The organism is Roseobacter litoralis Och 149 (assembly GCF_000154785.2).
Classification (GTDB): Bacteria; Pseudomonadota; Alphaproteobacteria; order Rhodobacterales; family Rhodobacteraceae; genus Roseobacter; species Roseobacter litoralis.
Window position 1 is genome coordinate 3,413,799 of record NC_015730.1, and the last position, 19,977, is coordinate 3,433,775.

Below are 19,977 nucleotides of genomic sequence, written 5' to 3' on the forward strand. Positions count from 1 at the left end.
ATGTGTCAGCACATGGCTTGTTATGAACGCTGCGGCGACTAGGTTAGACACATGGAAAACGAAGCATTTATTCGTCTTGGCATATTCGTGGGCCTGTTCGCGCTGCTGGCGACGCTTGAGGCGCTCGCGCCACGCCGCGTGCGCAGCCAGTCGCGGCGTGCACGCTGGGTCACGAATTGGAGCGTGACCGTTCTGAACACACTCACGCTGCGCGCCTTGGCCTTTGCCCTGCCCCTGCTGGCGGTGGGTGCTGCCATGGACGCTGAGGCGAACGGCTGGGGGCTGTTCAACCTGATTGCGCTGCCCTTTTGGGTCGAGGTGCTCTGCGCTGTGCTGATCCTTGATTTCGCGATCTGGCTGCAGCATCTCATTACGCATAAGGTGCCGCTTTTGTGGCGCCTGCACCGCGTGCACCATGCCGATGTGGATATGGACGTAACAACGGCAATCCGCTTTCACCCCGTGGAAATCGCCCTGTCCATGCTCCTCAAGATCGGGCTGGTCTATATTCTGGGACCGGCGGCCATGGCCGTGATCCTCTTTGAGATTATTCTGAACGGCACCGCGATGTTCAATCATTCGAACCTTGCCTTGCCAAAAGGAGTGGACCGCCTTGTCCGCAAGGTTCTGGTTACCCCTGACATGCACCGGGTGCATCATTCCGTGCACCGCCACGAACACGACAGCAATTACGGCTTTGCGCTGTCGATCTGGGACCGCCTGTTCGGCACCTACATCGCGCAACCCGCCGCCGGGCATGACGAGATGCAGGTCGGGCTGGAATGGCAGGACGACCGGCCCAGCAAGCTGAGTTGGTCGCTCTCCCTTCCCTTCGCGCGCAAGTGACATATGAGACCCTTCAGGCGGCGGCCCTGACCCGTTCCCTGAGCATCCTTGGCGGGCTCCATCCCACAGCTGATGATAATGTTCCGCCGGGTTTTCAGACCCTTTTGTTGCTCGGCCCGCATGAACCCGGTTTCTGGGCGACCTTTACACAAAGCGCTGAATGGAACGACGGCCAGCCTGACCCGATGGACCGCTGGTCGACGCGCGTTATCGACACATGGGCCGCAGATCTGGACGCGCGGGCACTTTACCCGTTCGGGGGGCCGCCCTTTAAGCCGTTTTTCTCTTGGGCGCTCAAAACCGGTCGGGTGCACGCCTCACCGATCATGCTGCTTGTGCATGATACCGCTGGCCTGTTCGTATCCTTTCGGGGGGCGATTGCGCTGCGCGAAAAGATTGACCTGCCCGCCCCCCCTGCCAACCCCTGTCTGAGCTGTGTCGATCAGCCCTGCACCACCACCTGCCCCGTCGATGCATTGGACGGGAAAAACTATGATGTGGTGGCCTGCAAGACATTCCTCGATCAAGCCGAGGGGCAGGACTGCATGGCGCGAGGCTGCGCGGCGCGGCGGATCTGCCCGGTCTCACAGCAATACCCGCGCACCCCGGCGCAATCGGCCTATCATATGACCACATTCAAAGGGTAACAGATGCTTCGACTGATCTTGATGCGTCATGCGAAATCAGACTGGAACCATATTGGCACCGCCGATCATGACCGCCCGCTCAACAAGCGCGGGCGCAGGGCTGCGAGTGCCTTGGGCGATTGGCTGCGCGCGCAGGGGCATGTCCCGGATGAGGTGATGTGCTCCTCCGCCGAGCGGACGGGCCAGACGCTGATGGGGCTGCAGATTACTCCCGCCCCGCAGACACGGTTCATCAGGGCGCTTTATCTGGCGGAACCGCGCGTCATGATCGAAACGTTGCACGAGGCCAAGGGCAATTGCGTGCTGATGATCGGGCACAACCACGGCATCTGCGAGTTTGCCAGCCTGTTGGTGGAGTCACCCCCTGTGCATGAGCGGTTTGCGGATTTCCCAACGGGGGCCACGCTTGTCTGCGACTTTGATGTGGGCAGCTGGCAGGAGGTCGGCTGGCATCAAGGCCGTGTGATCGATTTCATCGTACCACGCGAATTGACAGGCTAAACGGAAAACGCCGCCCCAAGAGGGCGGCGCATCCAGTCCAAGCGTGAACCGATTTAGTGCCCGAGGATCTGGCTCAGGAACAGCTGCGTGCGCGGGGATTGCGGGTTGTTAAAGAAGGCCTCAGGCTCGTTCTGCTCGACGATCTGCCCGGCATCCATAAAGATCACCCGGTTGGCGACCTGACGCGCAAATCCCATTTCGTGGGTCACACACAGCATCGTCATGCCTTCTTCGGCAAGTTCGATCATCGTGTCGAGCACCTCTTTGATCATCTCTGGGTCCAGCGCAGAGGTTGGCTCGTCAAACAGCATGATCCGAGGCTTCATGCAGAGCGAGCGCGCAATGGCCACCCGCTGCTGTTGCCCGCCCGAAAGCTGGCCTGGGTATTTGCCCGCCTGATCCGGAATTTTCACCTTTTCAAGGAAGTGCATCGCCGTTTCTTCGGCCTCTTTCTTGGGTGTCTTGCGTACCCAGATCGGCGCCAGCGTACAGTTTTCAAGGATCGTCAGATGCGGGAAAAGGTTGAAATGCTGAAAGCACATGCCAACCTCAGACCTGATCTTGTCGATGTTCTTGAGGTCGGACGACAGCAGCGTCCCATCCACGGTGATGGAGCCTTGCTGATGCTCTTCCAGCGCGTTGATGCAACGGATCAGCGTGGATTTGCCCGACCCCGACGGCCCGCAGATCACGATACGTTCGCCCCGGTTCACCGTCAGGTCAATGTCGCGCAGCACATGAAACGCGCCGTACCATTTGTTCATATTGCTGATGGTGATCGCGATCTCGTCAGAGACCTGCATTTGAGTTGCTTGTTCAGCCATTGGTCAGGCCTCCTTATCTGTGATCGGTCGCGAGACGACGCTCGAGCCATTGTGAATATTGCGAAATGCCGTAACACACGACGAAGAACAGCAGCGCAGCAAAGCCATAAAGCTCCCAATAAACGCCGCCCCAATCCGTTGAGGCGAGGATCGGTCCACGGATCATCCCGACAAGGTCAAACATCGAAATGACCGACACGAGTGTGGTGTCCTTGAACAGACCGACGGCGACATTCACGATCCCGGGGATCGAGATTTTCAACGCCTGCGGCAGGATAATCAGACGGGTCGCCTGCGTATAATCCAGCCCAAGGCTATCCGCCCCCTCGTACTGTCCCTTGGGAAGAGCCGCGAGGCCGCCCCGGATCACCTCGGCGATGTAGGCCGAGGAGAACATCGTGATCATGATCACCACACGCAAGAACAGATCGACCGTGGATTCCGGTGGGAAGAAATAGGCCAGCATCACCGATGCCACGAACAACAAGGTGATCAGTGGAACGCCACGAATGAATTCGATGAAGATAACACAAATCCATTTGATCAGCGGCATACTCGACTGACGCCCAAGCGCCAGCACGATCCCCAGTGGCACCGATAGCGACACACAGGTCACACCCAGCATCATGTTGAGCATGAAACCACCAAGGTCACGGCTTGGCACCGCCGTCATCATCGCGGTTTCATTTGCGTTCTCGGGGATCAGCAAACCGCCAAGGATCCAGACGAACACCGCTGCAACAATCCCGCCGAAAAAGCCTATTGCAAAGTTGCCCGTCACAAAGCGACGGTAGACAAGATAGCCTGCGACACAGCCCACGAGCGCCAGAACAGGAACGCCCAGCGCGCCACCCCAGATGAGGTAATAGGCGATGAAGGGATAAAGCGCCGTGAAGATCAACAGCTTGCGTGGCAGATCGAAAAACAGCACCGGCGCGCCCGCAATAAACAACAGTATCAGGGCCAGACCCGGCCGCCAGTAAAGCTCGCTCGGGTATTGGAACCCAAAGAGCAGCTGGTTCCAGCGCTCGGTCAAAACCGAGAAACAGGCACCGACGGCACCATCAAGCACGTCACGGCATTCAGACAGGCTGTCCGTGGACCAGACACCATTCAAGAGCCATGGTAACGTCCCTGCCAGAATGAGGTAGATGAAATAGGCCGCAACGATTGTAAGAACGCTGTTGGCGGGGGTCGCAAACAGGTTCTCACGCATCCATTTGACCGGGCCGGATGCCGCAAGCGGCGGCGCGCGCTCAGGGATGGTTTCGGTGCGAACGAACGAAGCGGAGTGTTGGCTTGTATCAGTCATTGTTCAACGCTCCTTCAGGGTGACGGTTTTGTTGTAGACGTTCATGATCGCCGAAATCGACAGCGATATGACGAGATAGAACAGCATCAGCAACAGAACACATTCAATCGCGCGACCGGTCTGGTTCAGGGTGATACCGCCCAGCGTCGCGGTGATGTCCGCATACCCCACAGCAATCGCCAGCGATGAGTTCTTGGTGATGTTGAGGTACTGCGAAATGAGCGGCGGAATGATCACGCGCAGGGCCTGTGGCAGCACAACAAGGTTCATGACACGTCCCGGACGCAGCCCCAAGGCGGATGCCGCTTCAGTCTGACCTTTGGACACCGCCTGAATACCGGCGCGCACGTTTTCAGCGATGAACGCACCGGTGTAGATCGACAAGGCGAACCACAGCGCGATCAGCGGGGCACCAATCTGAATGCCGCCCTGAAAATTGAAGCCCCCAAGAACTGGCATGTCCAAACCGACCGGACGCCCCATGATGAAAAACATTACGATGGTGGGCACAAAAAAGATGGCAAGGCTCGGCCATCCCATCGGCAGCAAACGCCCTGTTTCATAAAGCAGGTTCGTGGCATAGCGCCGGTAGGCAAAGACGCCCACAATCGACGCAATGAAGGTCGCAACCACGACCATTGAACCCGGACCCCAGATCGGGGCGGGAATGTAGATACCGCGGTTGGTAAAGGCAAAAGCGCCCAAGAGCATCGTAGCTTCGGGTTCATCGCCTCTGAAGGCGCGCGGGGCGGGCATGACGGCGGTCATGATCGTAAAGATGATGATGATCCAGATCAGCACAGGAATGTTGCGGAAAATCTCGACGTAAAAAGACATCAACTTGGCCACAAGCCAGTTGTTGGACAGACGTAAAACCCCCGCGATCACACCAAACACGGTCGCCATGATACAGGCCAAAAAGGCCACCAGCAGCGTGTTGAGGATACCGACAACTGCCGCGCGCGCATTCGACGACTGGCTGTCGTACTCAATCAGACGCTGGTTGATGTCATAGCCTGCCGGATCGCCAAGGAACCCATAAGAGATGTTGAGACCCTGTGCGGCCAGGTTCGTCAGCAGATTGTTCGCGAGATAGGCAATGGCCACAATCAGCGCAAGCAGCGCAATCGCTTGAAATGTCATCGACCGGTAGCGTGTGTCGTTGATCAGCATGGATAGCCGAAACGACCCCCTCGGTGGGTCCGTCACTATTGTCATTATTGTCTTCCCCGTGGTTCCGGCTATTCGCTTTTATGGACGCTTGTGCGTCTCTGGCCTGCCGGGAATTGGTTTTTGGTCGTCTAAACTGCGAAGGGCGCAGAATTAAATCTGCGCCCTTGCTTTTTCAGGTTTTAGCGGAACGGCGGCGAGTAGATCAGGCCACCGTTTGTCCACTGTGCGTTCAGTCCACGCGACAGGGCAATTGGGGTTTCTTCGCCGATGTTCTTGGCAAAGATTTCACCGTAGTTGCCTTGTGTCGCGATTGCCTTCATCGCCCAGTCTGCTTCAAGGCCGAGCATTTCGCCCAGAGTGCCCTCAGAGCCGAGCAAGCGCTTGACTTCAGGGTTGTTCGACCCGGTCGCCATTTCGCTTACGTTGGCGGATGTGACGCCCAACTCTTCGGCTGTGATCAGCGCGTTCAACGTCCAGCGGACCACATCACCCCATTCGTCGTCGCCGTGACGGACAAGCGGGCCCAGCGGCTCTTTGGAGATGATTTCGGGCAGCAGCACGTGCTCTGTCGGATTTTCAAACGTTGCGCGTGTCGCGGCCAGACCGGATGCATCTGTCGTGTAGGTGTCGCACGCACCGGCAAGATACTGTTGCTGGCCTTCGGCGTTTGTCTCGATTGGAACGGGCTCATAGCTGATGTTGTTGGCACGGAAGAAATCCGCAAGGTTCAGCTCTGTGGTTGTGCCCGTCTGGATGCAAACGGTTGCGCCATCCAGCTCTTTTGCGGATGTCACGCCCAGCGATTTTGGCACCATGAAGCCTTGGCCATCATAGTAGTTGACGCCGACGAATGTGAATTTCAGGTCAACATCGCGGGAAAACGTCCATGTAGTGTTACGGGCCAGCATGTCGATTTCGCCGGAGGCAAGCGCTGTAAAGCGTGTCTTACCTGTTGTCGGTACGAATTCGACGGCTGTCGCGTCGCCCAGAACTGCAGCTGCAACGGCCCGGCAGATCGCAACGTCAAACCCATTCCATTCGCCATCAGCGTTAGGCGCGGCAAAGCCGACAAGACCGGTTGTCACGCCGCAATTCAACGTGCCGCGCGCTTTTACATCGTCCAAAGTACCGGCCGCCGCGGCGCCGGCCGCAAGACCAGCAATCGTCAGCGCACCTAAAAGTACTGATTTTTTCATTTTAAACCTCTTCCTGATTTTCCGCTTCTTCAATAGCGGGTCGACCGGTCGTAAAACCGGCAGTGACACTTGAGCACTTTGTGTGCTCCGAGTGGTCGCAATACTGTTCGGTTTAGGGTGTGAACGTCAAGGGTAGGATTACCTATTTCGCCACAAGAGAACCTATCCTAACGTCAACTTGACCAACCCGCGCAACTTTTAGTCACGTGACAGCTCAAACACCTGCTTTGCATGAACAAATGCGGCTTCTTTCACGGCTGCAGCCGCTTCTGCCTCCTCATCTGAACCCCACTCTTCGGCCTGCCAGATTTCGTCCAGACGTGAAATGTCCCAAATCGCCTTGGGAGACAGAAAATCATGGGTCGCCGCGAAGCCGAGAATCAGTGAGCCGGAGAGGCTCACCAGATCATGAAAACCCGCAAGTTCGAATGCCGACATCTTACGTGTCTTTTCCGTCAGCCTTGCAAGGGCTTCAGGTTCTTGAGGCACGTGCATAACACCCGCCCGCGTCTGCAACCGCGTGCCAAAGACGCCAGCAGCCCAGTCCAGAATGGGGTCCCATTGCGCGCTTTGCCGTGCCACGAGCCGTTCGGGGTATTCAGCACGATAGCACAAAAGGTCACTGTCCCCGTAAGCGGCCAGCATATCCGCAACCTCATCGTGTTGCACCGCAACCTTGTCCAACGCAGCATTCGCGCTGCGGGTGAACGGCATTGCACCGGGGTCAATAACCTCGCCCTGCGCATTCCACTCATTGGCAATTCTTTCCGCGAATTGGCGCGTTGGCGCGATCAGGGATCTTTTCGCGGGCGTTTTGACGGGCCGGCCATCCAGAGAGATACCGAAGCCTTCCGCTGTTTCGTCAACTGCCGCCGCTTTCCAGAAGCGCTTTGCCTTCCATTCACTCATCTTTTATCGTTCCCAAAGCCGTGAGATGGCGGTTGGCAAAGCGGCAAAATCCGTCAGTATTTCAGCCGCGCCCCTGAGCGCGGAAACCGGGTGATACCCCCAACTGACACCAATGCTCCGCACGCCCGCAGATTGCGCCATCTCCATATCAAAACTGGTATCCCCAATCATCACCGTGTTTTCCGGATCAACCCCGGTGTCCGCCATTGCCTGCAGGATCATGGAAGGATGCGGTTTTGAAGGGTGAAAATCAGCCACTTGCTGTGTGACGAAAAACGAGCCCAGGTCATGCGCCTTGATCAGGCTGTCGAGCCCGCGCTTGGACTTGCCCGTCGCCACGCCCAGCAAGACCTCGGGCGTAGCATGCAACTGTTCCAGACTGTCCCGCGCACCGGGATAAAGCGGGCTGGACTGCGCCGCGCCAACCTTGGCGCGCATGTCGACATAGGCGGATTTGTACCCCTCAACCAATTCGTCTTGCACTGCCGGACCCGCATCCGGCGCCAGACGCGCCATGGCCACCGGCAACGACAGCCCGACAATACCCAGCACCGCATCTCGCGAGGGCACTTCAAGGTCCACCGCGCCGAAGGCATGGCGCATCGCGCCCAGAATGTCGCCCTGGCTGTCCACCAAAGTGCCATCCACATCGAATATCACCAATCGCAGCGGCGTGCTCATCAAAGCGCCTCGAACGGGTCTTCGGCGGCCAGATCTTCGGTCCAGCCAAAGGTATCCCAGCTTTGCTTCATATGGTCCGGCATATCCGCCGTGATCGTGACAGGTTTGCGGGTTTCGGGGTGTTCGAACCGCATCATCCGGGCATGCAGGTGCAGCTTCTTGGAAATCACACCGCCCAGTTGCGCGCCCCATCCATCGCCCATGTTTTCCTGACCCGAACCGCCATATTTGCCATCACCGACAATGGGATGCCCGATTTCGGCCATGTGAACGCGCAATTGATGGGTCCGCCCGGTGATCGGCTCCATCGCGACCCACGACGCGCGTGACCCCACCCGGTAAAGCGTCGCATAAAGCGTATGCGCGCGTTTCGCACCCGGCGTCTCATCCACCTCGCGGGGCGGCAGGGCGATCATCTTTTCGCCCTCGCCCCGCCGCCCATGCCCCGGCGCCTTGACCAGCGCATAGCGGATTTCACCCAAGTAAGGCGTCGGCACCCCGGCCACCAATGCCCAGTAGATCTTGCGCGTTTCCTTGTGCCGCATCGCGGTCGTCAACGCCTTGGCCGCCATCCGCGTGCGCGCAAGCAGCAAAACCCCGGACGTGTCTTTGTCCAGGCGGTGCACAAGGCGCGGTTTGTCCTCAAACCCGAATTTCAACGCCTCAGAGAGCCCATCGACATGGCGCGTCTGACCGGACCCGCCCTGCGTCGGCAGGCCCGCAGGTTTGTTGATCGCAATGATATGGTCATCCCGGTAAATCACGCAGGACTGGATCAGCTTGGCATCCGCCGCCGACACCGCAGAACGCGCGACAGGCGCCGGTGCCGCCGTGTCCGGCAGGGGCGGAATACGCACCTGTTGGCCCACTTCCAGACGGGTCGCCGCCTTGACACGGCCCCCATCCACGCGAATTTCGCCTTTGCGGCACATCTTTTCGACACGCCCCTGACTGATCAGGGGAAACTGCTTTTTGAACCACCGGTCCAGCCGCTGGTCCCCTTCATCTTCGCCGACGGTCAGTGTTTGCACTGCGCTCATAAAAATACTCCACGCGCGACCCAGAGGCCCGCCATCAATCCAAATACCGACAGCCCGACCGAGAACACAACATAAAGCCCCGCCTGCCAGACCTCGCCCCGTTCAAACAACGTCACCGTTTCCAGCGAAAACGCGGAAAACGTCGTGAACCCGCCCAGAACGCCGGTCATGACAAAGGGGCTGAGATGCGTCAGGCCGCGATGCGCCGCCCAGACCACGAAAAACCCCATGGCAATCGACCCCAATACGTTGGCCATCATGATCGCCACCGGAAAACCCGTAGGACCCCCGGTCAGACGATAGACACCGACACCCAGCAAATAGCGCAAAGACGCACCAAACGCGCCCCCGGCGGCCACAAGGATCAAAGACTTCATCATGCGCGGTCTGTCCCGCGTCCAGCACCCGTTGTCAAGTTTCCCGCCCGCGCCGCAATGGCGTGCAGATCACGTCGCATTGTCGTCCCGCTCCTGACGCAACTTGTCAAAGTAGCGCACGCGCTTTGCAAGCTCCCGCTCGAAGCCGCGTTCAACGGGCGCGTAGTGCTGCGGCCTTTTCAGACCGTCGGGAAAGTAATTCTGCCCCGAGAAGCCTTCCGGCGCATCATGGTCATATTGATAGCCCTTCCTGAAACCAAGGTCCTGCATCATTTTTGTCGGCCCGTTCAGGATATGCATCGGTGGAGGCAGGGAGCCGGACTGTTTCGCATCCGCACGCGACGCTTTATGCGCCACATATCCGGCATTCGATTTCGGCGCGAGCGCCAGATAAATTGCCGCCTGCGACAAAGCCAGATCCCCCTCCGGGCTGCCGAGCCTTTCATAGGTGTCCCATGCGCTCAGGCAAACGCGCGAGGCCTCGGGGTCCGCCAGCCCCACGTCCTCCCAGGCGATCATGGTCAGGCGCCGCAGAATGAAACGCGGGTCTTCGCCCCCCTCAAGCGCCCTGTGCACCCAGTAAATCGCCGCCTCCGGATCAGATCCGCGAATTGATTTCTGGAGCGCACTGGCGATCGCGTAATGACCGTCCCCGGCGCGGTCATGCAATGCGGCGCGCCGGGTCAGCCGACCGGCGATATCCTCTGCCGAATAGGTCTGATCCAGCGGCCATGCACGCACGCTTTCGACCAGATTGAGCAGGGCACGACCGTCCCCATCGGCCATTGCGCATAACAGCGATTTGGCATCATCCGTCAGCGGCAGCGCCTGTCCGGTTTGCGCCTCTGCGCGTGCCAGCAACCCTGCCAGCGCTGTGACATCAAGGCGTTCCAGCACCATCACCTGACAGCGGCTGAGCACAGAACCATTCACGCTGAACGAGGGGTTTTCCGTGGTCGCCCCGCAAACAGTAACGGTGCCGTCCTCCATCACCGGCAGCAGCGAATCCAACTGTGCCTTGTTAAACCGATGAATCTCATCAATGAAAAGGAATGTCCCCTGCCCGATCACCGCGCGGTCCCGTGCCGCCTGAAAGACCTTCTTGAGATCGGATACGCCGCTGAAAATCGCGCTGATCTGTTCGAAATGCAGATCGGTCTGATGCGCCAGAAGTCGGGCAATCGTCGTTTTCCCAACGCCGGGTGGCCCCCAAAGGATCAAAGACGTCACGCGACCCGCCGCCAGCATGGACCCCAAAGGACCGTCCTCAGCCAGCAGTTTTTCCTGACCTATGACCTCGTCAAGAGACTGCGGCCTGAGCAAATCCGCCAGCGGACGCGTCTTTGCGTTCTGTGGCGTCTTGTCAATTCCGCCCGACTGGCCAAACAGATCCATACCCTACTCCATTCTTTTACCCTGCTACCGGAAAATGAATCTCGGTTCGAGTCCTCGTACGGCTATAAACGGGCAAACCGCACCCGCAGCCTCCCATTTCTCTCATGCCCCTGTGATCGCCCTGCGGTAACGTCAAAACTGCTCAGCACACTCCCCATCGCATTTGCAAGGCCGCACGATATCACCCCGCAGCCCCTGATATGCGCATGAAAAAAGCCCTCATCCCGCATGGGACAAGGGCTTTTCCAGCACGAGCTGCCAAAGGACTTATGCCTCTTCGGCACTTTCTTCTGCTGCAAGGCGTGCTTTGTCGGCAGCACCTTTTGCATCGCGGTCGCGGTCTACGAATTCGATGATGGCCATGGGTGCCATGTCGCCATAGCGAAACCCGGCTTTCAGAACGCGCACATAGCCACCCTGACGGTCCTTGTACCGCGGTCCAAGCACGTCAAAGAGTTTTGCAACATATGCGTCCTGCTTGAGCTTTGATGCCGCCTGACGGCGCGCGTGCAAATCACCGCGTTTGGCCAGCGTGATCATTTTTTCGATAATCGGGCGCAGTTCCTTTGCCTTGGGCAAAGTTGTCTTGATTTGCTCATGTTCGATGAGCGAGCCTGCCATGTTGGCCCAGAGCGCCTTGCGGTGCTCATGTGTGCGGTTCAGGCGGCGGTATCCACGTGCGTGACGCATTGTTTCTTCTCCTAAATGTGCCCTCTACGGGCCGTTTTGCTTTGTCTGACCGGGTGATGCGTGTCACCCGGTTCTCCTTGGGGCCTTGCGACCCGGATCGTCCCCGCACCTGCGGGCATTGTCTCGCTGAAAGCGAGCGTCTTGATCGGAGACCCCTTAAAAGGAGTCTTCGAATTTCTTGGCCAGATCTTCGATGTTGTCCGGCGGCCAGTCCTCGACGTCCATGCCGAGATGCAGACCCATGCCAGAGAGCACTTCCTTGATCTCGTTGAGCGACTTGCGGCCAAAGTTCGGCGTGCGCAGCATCTCCGCTTCGGTCTTCTGGATAAGGTCACCGATGTAGACGATGTTGTCATTCTTGAGACAGTTGGCAGAGCGTACCGACAGTTCCAACTCGTCCACTTTCTTAAGCAGCAGCGGGTTGAATTCCAGACCATCGTCCTCATCCGCGCGGGACGCGGACTCTGGCTCTTCGAAGTTGACGAAGATGCCCAGCTGGTCCTGCAGAATGCGCGCGGCGAAAGCTACGGCATCGTCAGGCGTCAGTGACCCATCGGTTTCAACCTTCATGGTCAGCTTGTCATAATCCAGCACCTGACCTTCGCGGGTCGGTTGCACGTCATAGCTGACCTTCTTGACCGGCGAATAGATCGCATCAATCGGGATGAGGCCAATGGGCGCATCTTCGGGCTTGTTCTTTTCTGCAGAAACATAGCCTTTGCCCTGATTTACGGTCAGTTCCATGTAAACATCCGCACCATCATCGAGGTGACAGATCACGTGATCCCGGTTCAGGATTTCGATGCCTGCGGAGTCCGAAATGTCACCAGCAGTCACGACACCCGGCCCTTTGGCAGAGATCGACAGGCGCTTTGGCCCTTCGACTTCCATACGGATGGAAACGCCCTTGAGGTTCAGGATGATGTCGGTGACGTCTTCACGCACACCGGCAACAGATGAAAACTCGTGCAATACGTTGTCGATCTGCACAGAGGTAATCGCCGCACCTTGCAGCGATGACATCAGCACACGACGCAGCGCGTTGCCCATTGTCAGGCCAAAGCCCCGCTCAAGCGGTTCGGCCGTGACGGTTGCCTGACGTGCCGGATCATTGCCCGGTTTGACGTCAAGTTGTTGTGGCTTAATCAATTCAGCCCAGTTCTTGTGGATCATGCGTCCCTCCATTCTTGTCTGCGCCCCATGTCCGTAAGGTGCAGACGCTCGAGGTTTCAAAAAAGCGGATGGGGGCCGTGCGCAAACACACGGCCCCAAATCTGGTAAATGTCTTAGACGCGGCGGCGCTTGGGTGGGCGGCAGCCGTTGTGCGCCATTGGCGTCACATCGCGGATCGAAGTGATGTTGAACCCGGCAGCAGCCAGCGCACGCAGCGCGCTTTCACGGCCCGACCCCGGACCCTGCACTTCAACTTCCAGCGTCTTCACGCCGTGTTCCTGTGCTTTGCGGCCCGCATCCTCAGCAGCCATCTGGGCCGCATAGGGTGTGGATTTCCGCGAGCCCTTAAAGCCCATGGTGCCGGCAGAGGACCATGCGATTGCATTGCCCTGCACGTCCGAAATCAGGATCTTGGTGTTGTTGAAGGAGCTGTTCACATGCGCCACACCTGCGGCGATGTTCTTGCTGGCCTTTTTCTTAACGCGTACTTTATCACGTGCCATTGGTCAGACCCTCCCTTATTTCTTCTTACCGGCAATGGCCTTAGCAGGGCCTTTGCGCGTGCGAGCGTTGGTGTGGGTACGCTGACCGCGAACCGGCAGGTTACGACGGTGGCGCAGGCCACGGTAGCACCCAAGGTCCATCAGACGCTTGACGTTCATCTGCACTTCACGGCGCAGGTCACCTTCGACGGTGAAGTTGGCGTCAATATGCTCGCGCACGGCCAGAACTTCGGCGTCGCTGAGCTCATTTACGCGGCGGGATGGATCGATGCCAACAGCTTCGCAAATCTGTTTTGCGGAATTGTTACCGATTCCAGTGATATAGGTGAGGGCGATTGGAACCCGCTTTGCAGTCGGGATATTGACGCCGGCAATACGTGCCACGTGGTATCTTCCTTTTCGTTGCGGGTCCGTTGTTCCAGACCCTTTTTTCACAAACGAAACCCGGAGCATAGAAAGCGCCGGGCATCAGCTGATCAGGTGATCCTGCACAGACATGAGTAACACGTCCTGCAGATTGATTCTCGTCAGAGATAGCGCGTCGTATGGGGTTTTTAACATCGCGTCAACCCGTGTGACCTGCTTCACAGATTGCGCGGGAAACTGCCCGTAGCTTATGCAAAAGCTGGATTGGAAAAACAATCTATAATAGTATCGCCGTATCCGCCTGCCAGAGAAGGTTAGCTCTTGGAAAAGACCAGACAGCGCCGCGGGGCCACCCTCAATCACCCCCCTTTGCAAAATCAAAATGTACCCAGGCGCACAACAAGCAGCGGGCGGTTGGTGCAGTTCCAACACGACGCCGATCAAAGCCCCGCGACGCAGCAGCTGCATGCCGTGCAACGCCGTGCGAATGGTGTGATCCAGCGCGCAGTCGACAGCAGCCACGGCTCGTCCAAGAGACATGCAAACCAAAGCCCTACCGTCCAATTGGCGCAAACGATTCAGGCCAAGCGCCTCGCGCCCAGCGATGTCAGTTTTGAGCTTATTTTCCAAGATCAGGCCCTCTACAAAGCCTTCTATGCTCAATGCGAAAGCGAGTACGTCCAAGAAAATCTGCACTTTCTTGACCTTGCAAAACGCAACAACTACAAGAGTAATTTAAAGATTATCATTGACGAATTTATTCGCACAGGCAGTCCTCAGCAGGTCAACGTCAGCGGCGCTATGCGAGCGAATCTGATCAATGCCGCCGCCCCGCTGATGACAGAGGGTGAAGATGCAAAAAAGGCAGTCAATTTTACAAAAGCGTTTGCGCGCGTGGACAGAGCTATGTCGCCCATCATCACTGAGATTTGCAACATACTCCAGTTTGACGCTTTCCTCCGTTTCAAAAAAACACGCGCCTTTCGTGTTGCATGCGGCGCGCCACGACGCAAACGTGGAGAAATGCGCTTGTGAACACTGCACCCTCCATTATTACATCAACGAAATAGCTGTCTCGGCTGAGTTTCCATCTGGTCAGGGGCGGCAGGCCGGAAAGCCAGATGCCGTAATTCCTGACTTATACTGCTGGCCGGAGCGTCGGGCATAAATTGCGCTGGCATGGGGTTGATAGGATCGCGTCAAGATGCGCGTTTACAGAGAAGTCAGTAGTGCAAAGCTGCGCGTCAGCTCAAGGGCCGTAGACGCAAAGATCAACCTATATTAGGATCAATGTGTTAACGATCGTCAACGGCGAGGTAGTGGCCCTGGGTACTTACAAACAAAAAAGACGCGCAGCGAGCAAACAGCACCCCGCGCTCAGCAGCGCGGGGGCCGGACGCCGCCCTTCGACCGAGAGACTGAACAATCTGCAAGCGCTCGCAAACGCGAGCCAGCCTGTCCAACAGCTTCGCGCTCTGCAGCGTCGTGAAACCCCTGTCGCCCAACGCGAGGTCGATACCTCCACCAGTGCGTTCCTGCCCGATTATGCGGCTGGCGAAAAGGCGGGTTGGGAGAAGAAAGACAGGACAGGCGTCGCAGATTGGGCGCAGGAAGACTATAGATCAGGCAAAGGCAAAACCGGTGCTCCGGACAAAAGCTCCATCACGGGAAACCTCAGGCCCACCCCCCGCACGGACCGGGACGGCAAATCAATTGATCCTGCCGAGGGCGTAAAACTCTGGGCGGTGCACGAATTCCTGATGGAAGAGACCACGATGATCGCGAGCATGACGGGCGGAAAAATCGGCAGCATCTATTTTCCCGGCGGTCGGGTGCGCACCACGCATGCACGCGGCCCCACTGTGGAAGAACACCCCCATGCTCTCACATTGCAGTTCAACATCGATCCCATCGCCTGTTGGCGAGCCTTTGTGATGGCCAACGCATGGGTCGCCGATATGGACCGCAACAACGAAATCCACGCGAAAGCCGTGCGCCGACGGTTCAAACGTTTCAAGATTGTCAAAATGGCAGGCGCCGCACCGGATCAACTGCCGCCCTGGGCAACCCTCATCAAGACGCCCGATGACGCCTTGCCCGAGGGGACAGATCCGGACACGTCCGGCGTCAAACTCTTTGAGATCATGTTGAGAGACAGCCAGCATGTAAAAAGCACGCACCCCTCTCGCGGCGCCGCGGCCCAGATAAAGATCACCCGAGCCGATCTGATGAAGCTGAAGGCGGTCGCAAAATCGCTGGAGGGTATACCGGACCCGCAGGCCCAGAACGGTGCGTTCTACAGATATGTCACGATGAAACTGCCACATCTGGCACCTTTGATCCGCAAACCAGGCGAAGTGGACTACGGATAACGCCCCGCGCGACACGACCTCGTCAGGTGTTTACGTATCCAGCGCGTCCTTGATCTCGGCTTGCACGGCGTCAATCGCGCCCAGACCGTCGACGCGCGACAGCATTTCCTTGGCGTAATAATATCCGATCAGCGGCGATGTCTGTTTGTAATATTCCATCAGGCGCGTCTTGAGGCTTTCCTCATTGTCATCCGCGCGCCGCTTGAATTCCTTGGCCTGCCCGCAATTGGTGCACACCCCATCTGCCGGGATCGGTTTCGTCAGGTCGTTGTAAACCTCACCGCAGCCCGCGCAGGTCGACCGTGCCGTGATACGCGCCACAAGGGCTGCGTCATCGACACGCATCTCAACTACTTTGTCGAGCGTCTGGCCCGTTTCGTCCATCAACTCGCCCAGCGCATCGGCCTGCGCCAATGTGCGCGGAAAGCCGTCAAAGATGAAACCCGACGCCTCGACCGTCTCCAGCTTTTCCTTGATCAGGCCGATCACGATCTCATCGGTCACCAAGGCACCGCGCGCCATCACGTCCGCGACAACCTTGCCCATCTCGGTCCCGCTGTCCTTGGCTTCGCGCAGCATATCACCGGTGCTGAGTTGTACCATGCCGCGCTCTTGTTCGAGCATCCGGGCCTGAGTGCCTTTACCGGCCCCTGGTGGCCCCAACAGTATTATATTCATCGACGCACAGGGCTCCGTTTTTTGCGGCCTTTACCGCTTTTGCCGCGCAGTTGCGACTTCTCCAGCAGGCCTTCGTATTGGTGGGCCAGCAAATGGCTTTGCACTTGCTGAATGGTATCCATCGTTACTGAGACTACAATGAGAACGGAGGTGCCGCCGAAATAGAACGGTATGGCGAACTCACCGCGCAGGATTTCGGGCAACAGGCAGACAGCAGCCAGATAGGCCGACCCCAGAACCAGCACGCGGTTCACCACATACTCAAGGTACTCCGAGGTCTTTTTGCCCGGACGGATGCCGGGAATAAAGCCGTTCTGGTTTTTCAGGTTGTCCGCCACATCGTCGGGCTTAAAGCTGACATTGAACGTGTAGAAATAGGTAAAGAACACGATCATGGTCGTGAAAAACGCCAGATAGAGCGGTTGACCGGGGCCAAAGTTCGCCAAAAGCCACGACATGATCGGGTTGGTCGAATTGCCCGAGAACGTGCTGATCGTCACCGGCAGCAGCAAAAGCGAGGAGGCAAAGATCGCCGGGATAACGCCCGCTGGGTTTACCTTGACCGGCAAGTGGCTTGAGCCACCGTCGTAAACCTTCATACCCACCTGACGGCGCGGGTATTGAATGTGAATCTTGCGCAAGGCGCGTTCCATGAACACCACGAACATGATCGTTAGAATGACCATCAGGATCACACCGATGATCACGGCCGGGCTGATCGCGCCGGAACGGCCAGAGGCAAAGAACTGTGCCATCGCCGCCGGAACCTCGGCGATAATGCCTACAAAGATGATCAGCGAAATACCGTTGCCGATGCCGCGCGCGGTGATCTGCTCGCCCAGCCACATCAGGAACATGGTGCCACCGACCAGCGTAATCACGCAGGACGCCCGGAAAAACATGCCCGGATCGGTAACGATATCGCCCGCCTCTAGGCTCACGGCAAGGCCATAGGCCTGCAGTGTGGCAAGGAAAACCGTACCATAGCGCGTGTATTGGTTGATCTTCTTGCGGCCCTGCTCGCCCTCTTTCTTCAAGGCTTCCAGCTTGGGCACCATGGCCGTCATAAGCTGCACAATGATCGAGGCAGAGATATACGGCATGATGCCGAGGGCAAAAATACCCATCCGCCCCAAGGCGCCGCCGGTAAACATCGACACCATCCCGCCGATGCCCTGCCCCGCCTGCTCCATGAACTCGCGCAGTGCGACGCCATCAATCCCCGGCACCGGGATAAACGTCCCGAGGCGGTAAACGATCAGCAGTCCCAGCGTAAACAGGATACGGTTGCGCAGGTCAGTTGCCTTACCCAGCGCGGACCAGCTGGTATTGGCAGCCATGCTCTCGACAGCAGAAACCATGAAGGGCTCTCTTTCGTAACAAATGCGCCGCCCGGGCCGTTTTCCGGCTGGGCGGCGTCATGGAAAACTAAAGACGTATGTAAGCGGCGCAGCCGCCGCCCACAAGTCTGATCTTGGGCTTACGCCTCTGACGTTTCCGCGACGGGCGCCGTAACGGTCAGGGAACCGCCCGCTTTGGACACCGCTTCGATCGCAGATTTGGATGCGCCGGTGACTTCGATGTTCAGTTTGCCCGTCACATCCCCCTTGGCCAGCACACGAATGCCGTCCTTCTTGCGACGCACCAGGCCGGAGGCAATCAGCGCATCTTCGGTGATGGCAGCGCTCGCGTCGATCTTGCCCGCGTCCACGAATTTCTGGATGAGACCAAGGTTTACAACGGCATAGGCCTTGCGGTTCGGCTTGTTGAAGCCCCGCTTTGGCAGACGTTGATAGAGCGGCATCTGGCCGCCCTCATAGCCCTTGATGGCCACACCCGAACGGGATTTCTGACCCTTGATACCCCGGCCACCCATTTTACCGGTGCCAGAACCCGGACCACGACCAACGCGCTTGCGTTTCTTGGTGGCACCGTCGTTGTCGGAAAGTTCATGCAGTTTCATTGTCGCTTCTCCTTTTGCCGGATGTGGTCCCCAGCGACGGGAGCGACCAAACGCGGCGTTTCGATTCTATGTCACCAAAAGGGTGATCGTGGGCGTATAGACGGCATCAACGTTTAGTGCAACACTCGTACAGATGTCAAAATCGCAATCTCAAGAGGGTCGTTTGGTCCCATCCCATGAATGGTTTGACCAGTCATTCAAAAAAATTACTGATACGCATGAATTGCCAAAACCTATTTCTCATTTGGACGAGGTCAGATATCGGCTTCCCAATCAATCGGGCTTTGATGCAATACTTCTAAAATTGGCAAGGTACATAAGTGGTCTAAACGCCGGAAAACTACTGCTTACGAATGGGTTTCTTCAGGAACTCTGCTCTCTTCAACGAACTCTGGACGAGATTCATGAGGACATTTTTTTTCTCAGCCTTCCCCATTTCGGCTTTGAGAAAAGCGCTGATCATGACAATTACCTTAATGCATTTTGGGAAGAGGAGCCTGAATTTACTACCTTCTCTGGCAAGCAAAAAAACCGTCATCAAGTTCCCAGAAGGAAGATAAGGAGCTACCTTGCGAACATCAACAATGATGGTGCCGTAGATCATTCAGCAATCGCAACTTCCGCGTATTTAAGTCGTTTGTATTCTGGTTATGTCCATGCAGCCGCACCGCAGATTCTCGAACTGTTTGATCCCCAAAAAGCTGTTTTTCGGTTAACTGGATTCAAAGACTCACCACTACTACTCGATCACGCAAGCGATTTTGAAAACCAATTTTTTCGCGGCGTTATGGCTGTGCACATCGTGGCTCGTATCAAGAACATTGATGATTTGGCCAGAGAGGCCTTTGAAATGCATAACCGCCTAGAGTGCCATTTCAACTAGCATCTTTGTCGATGAAGCTTGCAAAAAACGCTGCACGTTTTTCTGCCAAGCGCACCTATCATTTCGACGCAAACACCTTGGCCCTGCCTCGAAACGTCCTCAGATTTTTTCAATGCAGTTGCGACTAACCCGATCTAACTTTCGCTGAAATCACCGGACTCGATGTTCGCGCGCAAGGCTTCCAGATAGAGAATACAATTGCGCTCACGTCCACTTGCAAACAGTTGTTGAATTTTCTTGAACTGCTTCTCGGCAAAGGCCTTATCCGTGGCATCCGTCATCTCATCAACCATCGCGCGGACTTCTGGCATGCGTTCGGTGCAGGTTTTTTCGCTGTTCGCCGCCGCAGGGTCCGCAAACGCCATGACGCTCACGAGGCCAAAAAGGGCAATGGCAGGGGTGCTGAATTTACGCATAGGACTCTCCATTTAACGTTTGTGCATCCATA

The 19,977-nt window shown here is 57.2% G+C and carries 23 protein-coding genes; 6 read left to right on the plus strand and 17 right to left on the minus strand.

Annotated features, from left to right (window positions below):
- Nucleotides 1-51: 51 nt before the first annotated feature.
- Genes RLO149_RS16185 through RLO149_RS16195 form a run of 3 tightly spaced genes read left to right on the plus strand, consistent with a single transcriptional unit; the run spans nucleotide 52 to nucleotide 1,994 of the window.
- The gene (locus RLO149_RS16185; protein ID WP_013963175.1) at nucleotides 52-846 is read left to right on the plus strand and encodes a sterol desaturase family protein; all 795 of its coding nucleotides are present in this window, start codon (nucleotides 52-54) and stop codon (nucleotides 844-846) included.
- Nucleotides 843-1,493, plus strand: coding sequence for a hypothetical protein (locus tag RLO149_RS16190; RefSeq protein ID WP_013963176.1), 651 nt, complete (start codon nucleotides 843-845; stop codon nucleotides 1,491-1,493). Before RLO149_RS16185 ends, RLO149_RS16190 begins: the two co-directional genes overlap by 4 nt.
- 3 nt (nucleotides 1,494-1,496) lie before the next feature.
- Nucleotides 1,497-1,994, plus strand: coding sequence for a SixA phosphatase family protein (locus RLO149_RS16195; protein WP_013963177.1), 498 nt, complete (start codon nucleotides 1,497-1,499; stop codon nucleotides 1,992-1,994).
- Nucleotides 1,995-2,047: 53 nt separating this feature from the next.
- Here the strand turns inward: RLO149_RS16195 and RLO149_RS16200 are convergent, their stop codons facing one another.
- The 13 genes from RLO149_RS16200 to rpsM all read right to left on the minus strand — a co-directional run bounded on the left by RLO149_RS16200 (nucleotide 2,048) and on the right by rpsM (nucleotide 13,651).
- Nucleotides 2,048-2,818, minus strand: coding sequence for an amino acid ABC transporter ATP-binding protein (locus RLO149_RS16200; protein ID WP_013963178.1), 771 nt, complete (start codon nucleotides 2,816-2,818; stop codon nucleotides 2,048-2,050).
- A gap of 13 nt (nucleotides 2,819-2,831) precedes the next feature.
- Nucleotides 2,832-4,130, minus strand: coding sequence for an amino acid ABC transporter permease (locus RLO149_RS16205; protein WP_013963179.1), 1,299 nt, complete (start codon nucleotides 4,128-4,130; stop codon nucleotides 2,832-2,834).
- Between the two features lie 3 nt (nucleotides 4,131-4,133).
- Nucleotides 4,134-5,348, minus strand: a complete 1,215-nt coding sequence (locus tag RLO149_RS16210; protein ID WP_013963180.1) for an amino acid ABC transporter permease — start codon at nucleotides 5,346-5,348, stop codon at nucleotides 4,134-4,136.
- Nucleotides 5,349-5,482: 134 nt separating this feature from the next.
- Nucleotides 5,483-6,499 carry an amino acid ABC transporter substrate-binding protein gene (locus RLO149_RS16215; RefSeq protein ID WP_013963181.1) on the minus strand — a complete coding sequence of 339 codons (1,017 nt, stop codon included), beginning with the start codon at nucleotides 6,497-6,499 and terminating at the stop codon, nucleotides 5,483-5,485.
- A 198-nt stretch (nucleotides 6,500-6,697) separates the two neighbouring features.
- Complete coding sequence (locus tag RLO149_RS16220) at nucleotides 6,698-7,408, minus strand: ATP12 family chaperone protein (RefSeq protein ID WP_013963182.1); 711 nt, start codon at nucleotides 7,406-7,408, stop codon at nucleotides 6,698-6,700.
- Nucleotides 7,409-7,411: 3 nt separating this feature from the next.
- Complete coding sequence (locus RLO149_RS16225) at nucleotides 7,412-8,089, minus strand: HAD-IA family hydrolase (RefSeq protein WP_013963183.1); 678 nt, start codon at nucleotides 8,087-8,089, stop codon at nucleotides 7,412-7,414.
- Complete coding sequence (locus RLO149_RS16230; protein WP_013963184.1) at nucleotides 8,089-9,129, minus strand: RluA family pseudouridine synthase; 1,041 nt, start codon at nucleotides 9,127-9,129, stop codon at nucleotides 8,089-8,091. The genes RLO149_RS16225 and RLO149_RS16230 overlap by 1 nt, the downstream gene beginning before the upstream one ends.
- Nucleotides 9,126-9,509 (minus strand): fluoride efflux transporter CrcB, encoded by a 384-nt coding sequence (gene crcB, locus RLO149_RS16235; RefSeq protein WP_013963185.1) that lies wholly within the window; start codon nucleotides 9,507-9,509, stop codon nucleotides 9,126-9,128. The genes RLO149_RS16230 and crcB overlap by 4 nt, the downstream gene beginning before the upstream one ends.
- A 66-nt stretch (nucleotides 9,510-9,575) precedes the next feature.
- Nucleotides 9,576-10,901: a replication-associated recombination protein A gene (locus RLO149_RS16240; protein ID WP_013963186.1), complete on the minus strand. Its 1,326-nt coding sequence runs from the start codon at nucleotides 10,899-10,901 to the stop codon at nucleotides 9,576-9,578.
- 267 nt (nucleotides 10,902-11,168) lie between these two features.
- A complete protein-coding gene (gene rplQ, locus RLO149_RS16245) occupies nucleotides 11,169-11,591 on the minus strand; it encodes a 50S ribosomal protein L17 (protein WP_013963187.1) in 423 nt (140 codons plus the stop codon).
- Nucleotides 11,592-11,747: 156 nt separating this feature from the next.
- Complete coding sequence (locus tag RLO149_RS16250; protein ID WP_013963188.1) at nucleotides 11,748-12,764, minus strand: DNA-directed RNA polymerase subunit alpha; 1,017 nt, start codon at nucleotides 12,762-12,764, stop codon at nucleotides 11,748-11,750.
- 113 nt (nucleotides 12,765-12,877) lie between these two features.
- A complete protein-coding gene (gene rpsK / locus RLO149_RS16255; protein WP_013963189.1) occupies nucleotides 12,878-13,267 on the minus strand; it encodes a 30S ribosomal protein S11 in 390 nt (129 codons plus the stop codon).
- Between the two features lie 15 nt (nucleotides 13,268-13,282).
- A complete protein-coding gene (rpsM, locus tag RLO149_RS16260; RefSeq protein WP_013963190.1) occupies nucleotides 13,283-13,651 on the minus strand; it encodes a 30S ribosomal protein S13 in 369 nt (122 codons plus the stop codon).
- Between the two features lie 303 nt (nucleotides 13,652-13,954).
- On the opposite strand from rpsM, the gene RLO149_RS16270 reads away from it, so the two are divergent.
- Together RLO149_RS16270 and RLO149_RS16275 are read left to right on the plus strand one after the other, a co-directional pair.
- Entirely contained in the window at nucleotides 13,955-14,668 is a 714-nt protein-coding gene (locus tag RLO149_RS16270) for a regulator of G-protein signaling domain-containing protein (protein WP_083825473.1), read from the plus strand.
- A 284-nt stretch (nucleotides 14,669-14,952) separates the two neighbouring features.
- Complete coding sequence (locus tag RLO149_RS16275) at nucleotides 14,953-16,005, plus strand: hypothetical protein (RefSeq protein ID WP_148264383.1); 1,053 nt, start codon at nucleotides 14,953-14,955, stop codon at nucleotides 16,003-16,005.
- A 30-nt stretch (nucleotides 16,006-16,035) separates the two neighbouring features.
- Here RLO149_RS16275 and RLO149_RS16280 read toward each other — a convergent pair whose 3' ends face one another.
- The 3 genes from RLO149_RS16280 to rplO form a co-directional block, all read right to left on the minus strand.
- Nucleotides 16,036-16,683 (minus strand): adenylate kinase, encoded by a 648-nt coding sequence (locus RLO149_RS16280; RefSeq protein WP_013963194.1) that lies wholly within the window; start codon nucleotides 16,681-16,683, stop codon nucleotides 16,036-16,038.
- Nucleotides 16,680-18,044: a preprotein translocase subunit SecY gene (gene secY, locus RLO149_RS16285; RefSeq protein ID WP_013963195.1), complete on the minus strand. Its 1,365-nt coding sequence runs from the start codon at nucleotides 18,042-18,044 to the stop codon at nucleotides 16,680-16,682. Before secY ends, RLO149_RS16280 begins: the two co-directional genes overlap by 4 nt.
- Nucleotides 18,045-18,163: 119 nt before the next feature.
- Nucleotides 18,164-18,646: a 50S ribosomal protein L15 gene (rplO, locus tag RLO149_RS16290; RefSeq protein ID WP_013963196.1), complete on the minus strand. Its 483-nt coding sequence runs from the start codon at nucleotides 18,644-18,646 to the stop codon at nucleotides 18,164-18,166.
- 133 nt (nucleotides 18,647-18,779) lie between these two features.
- Between rplO and RLO149_RS23620 the strand changes: the two genes are divergently transcribed.
- Nucleotides 18,780-19,529 (plus strand): hypothetical protein, encoded by a 750-nt coding sequence (locus RLO149_RS23620; RefSeq protein WP_148264384.1) that lies wholly within the window; start codon nucleotides 18,780-18,782, stop codon nucleotides 19,527-19,529.
- A 134-nt stretch (nucleotides 19,530-19,663) separates the two neighbouring features.
- Here the strand turns inward: RLO149_RS23620 and RLO149_RS16300 are convergent, their stop codons facing one another.
- The gene (locus RLO149_RS16300) at nucleotides 19,664-19,945 is read right to left on the minus strand and encodes a hypothetical protein (RefSeq protein ID WP_013963198.1); all 282 of its coding nucleotides are present in this window, start codon (nucleotides 19,943-19,945) and stop codon (nucleotides 19,664-19,666) included.
- Between the last annotated feature and the right edge of the window lie 32 nt (nucleotides 19,946-19,977).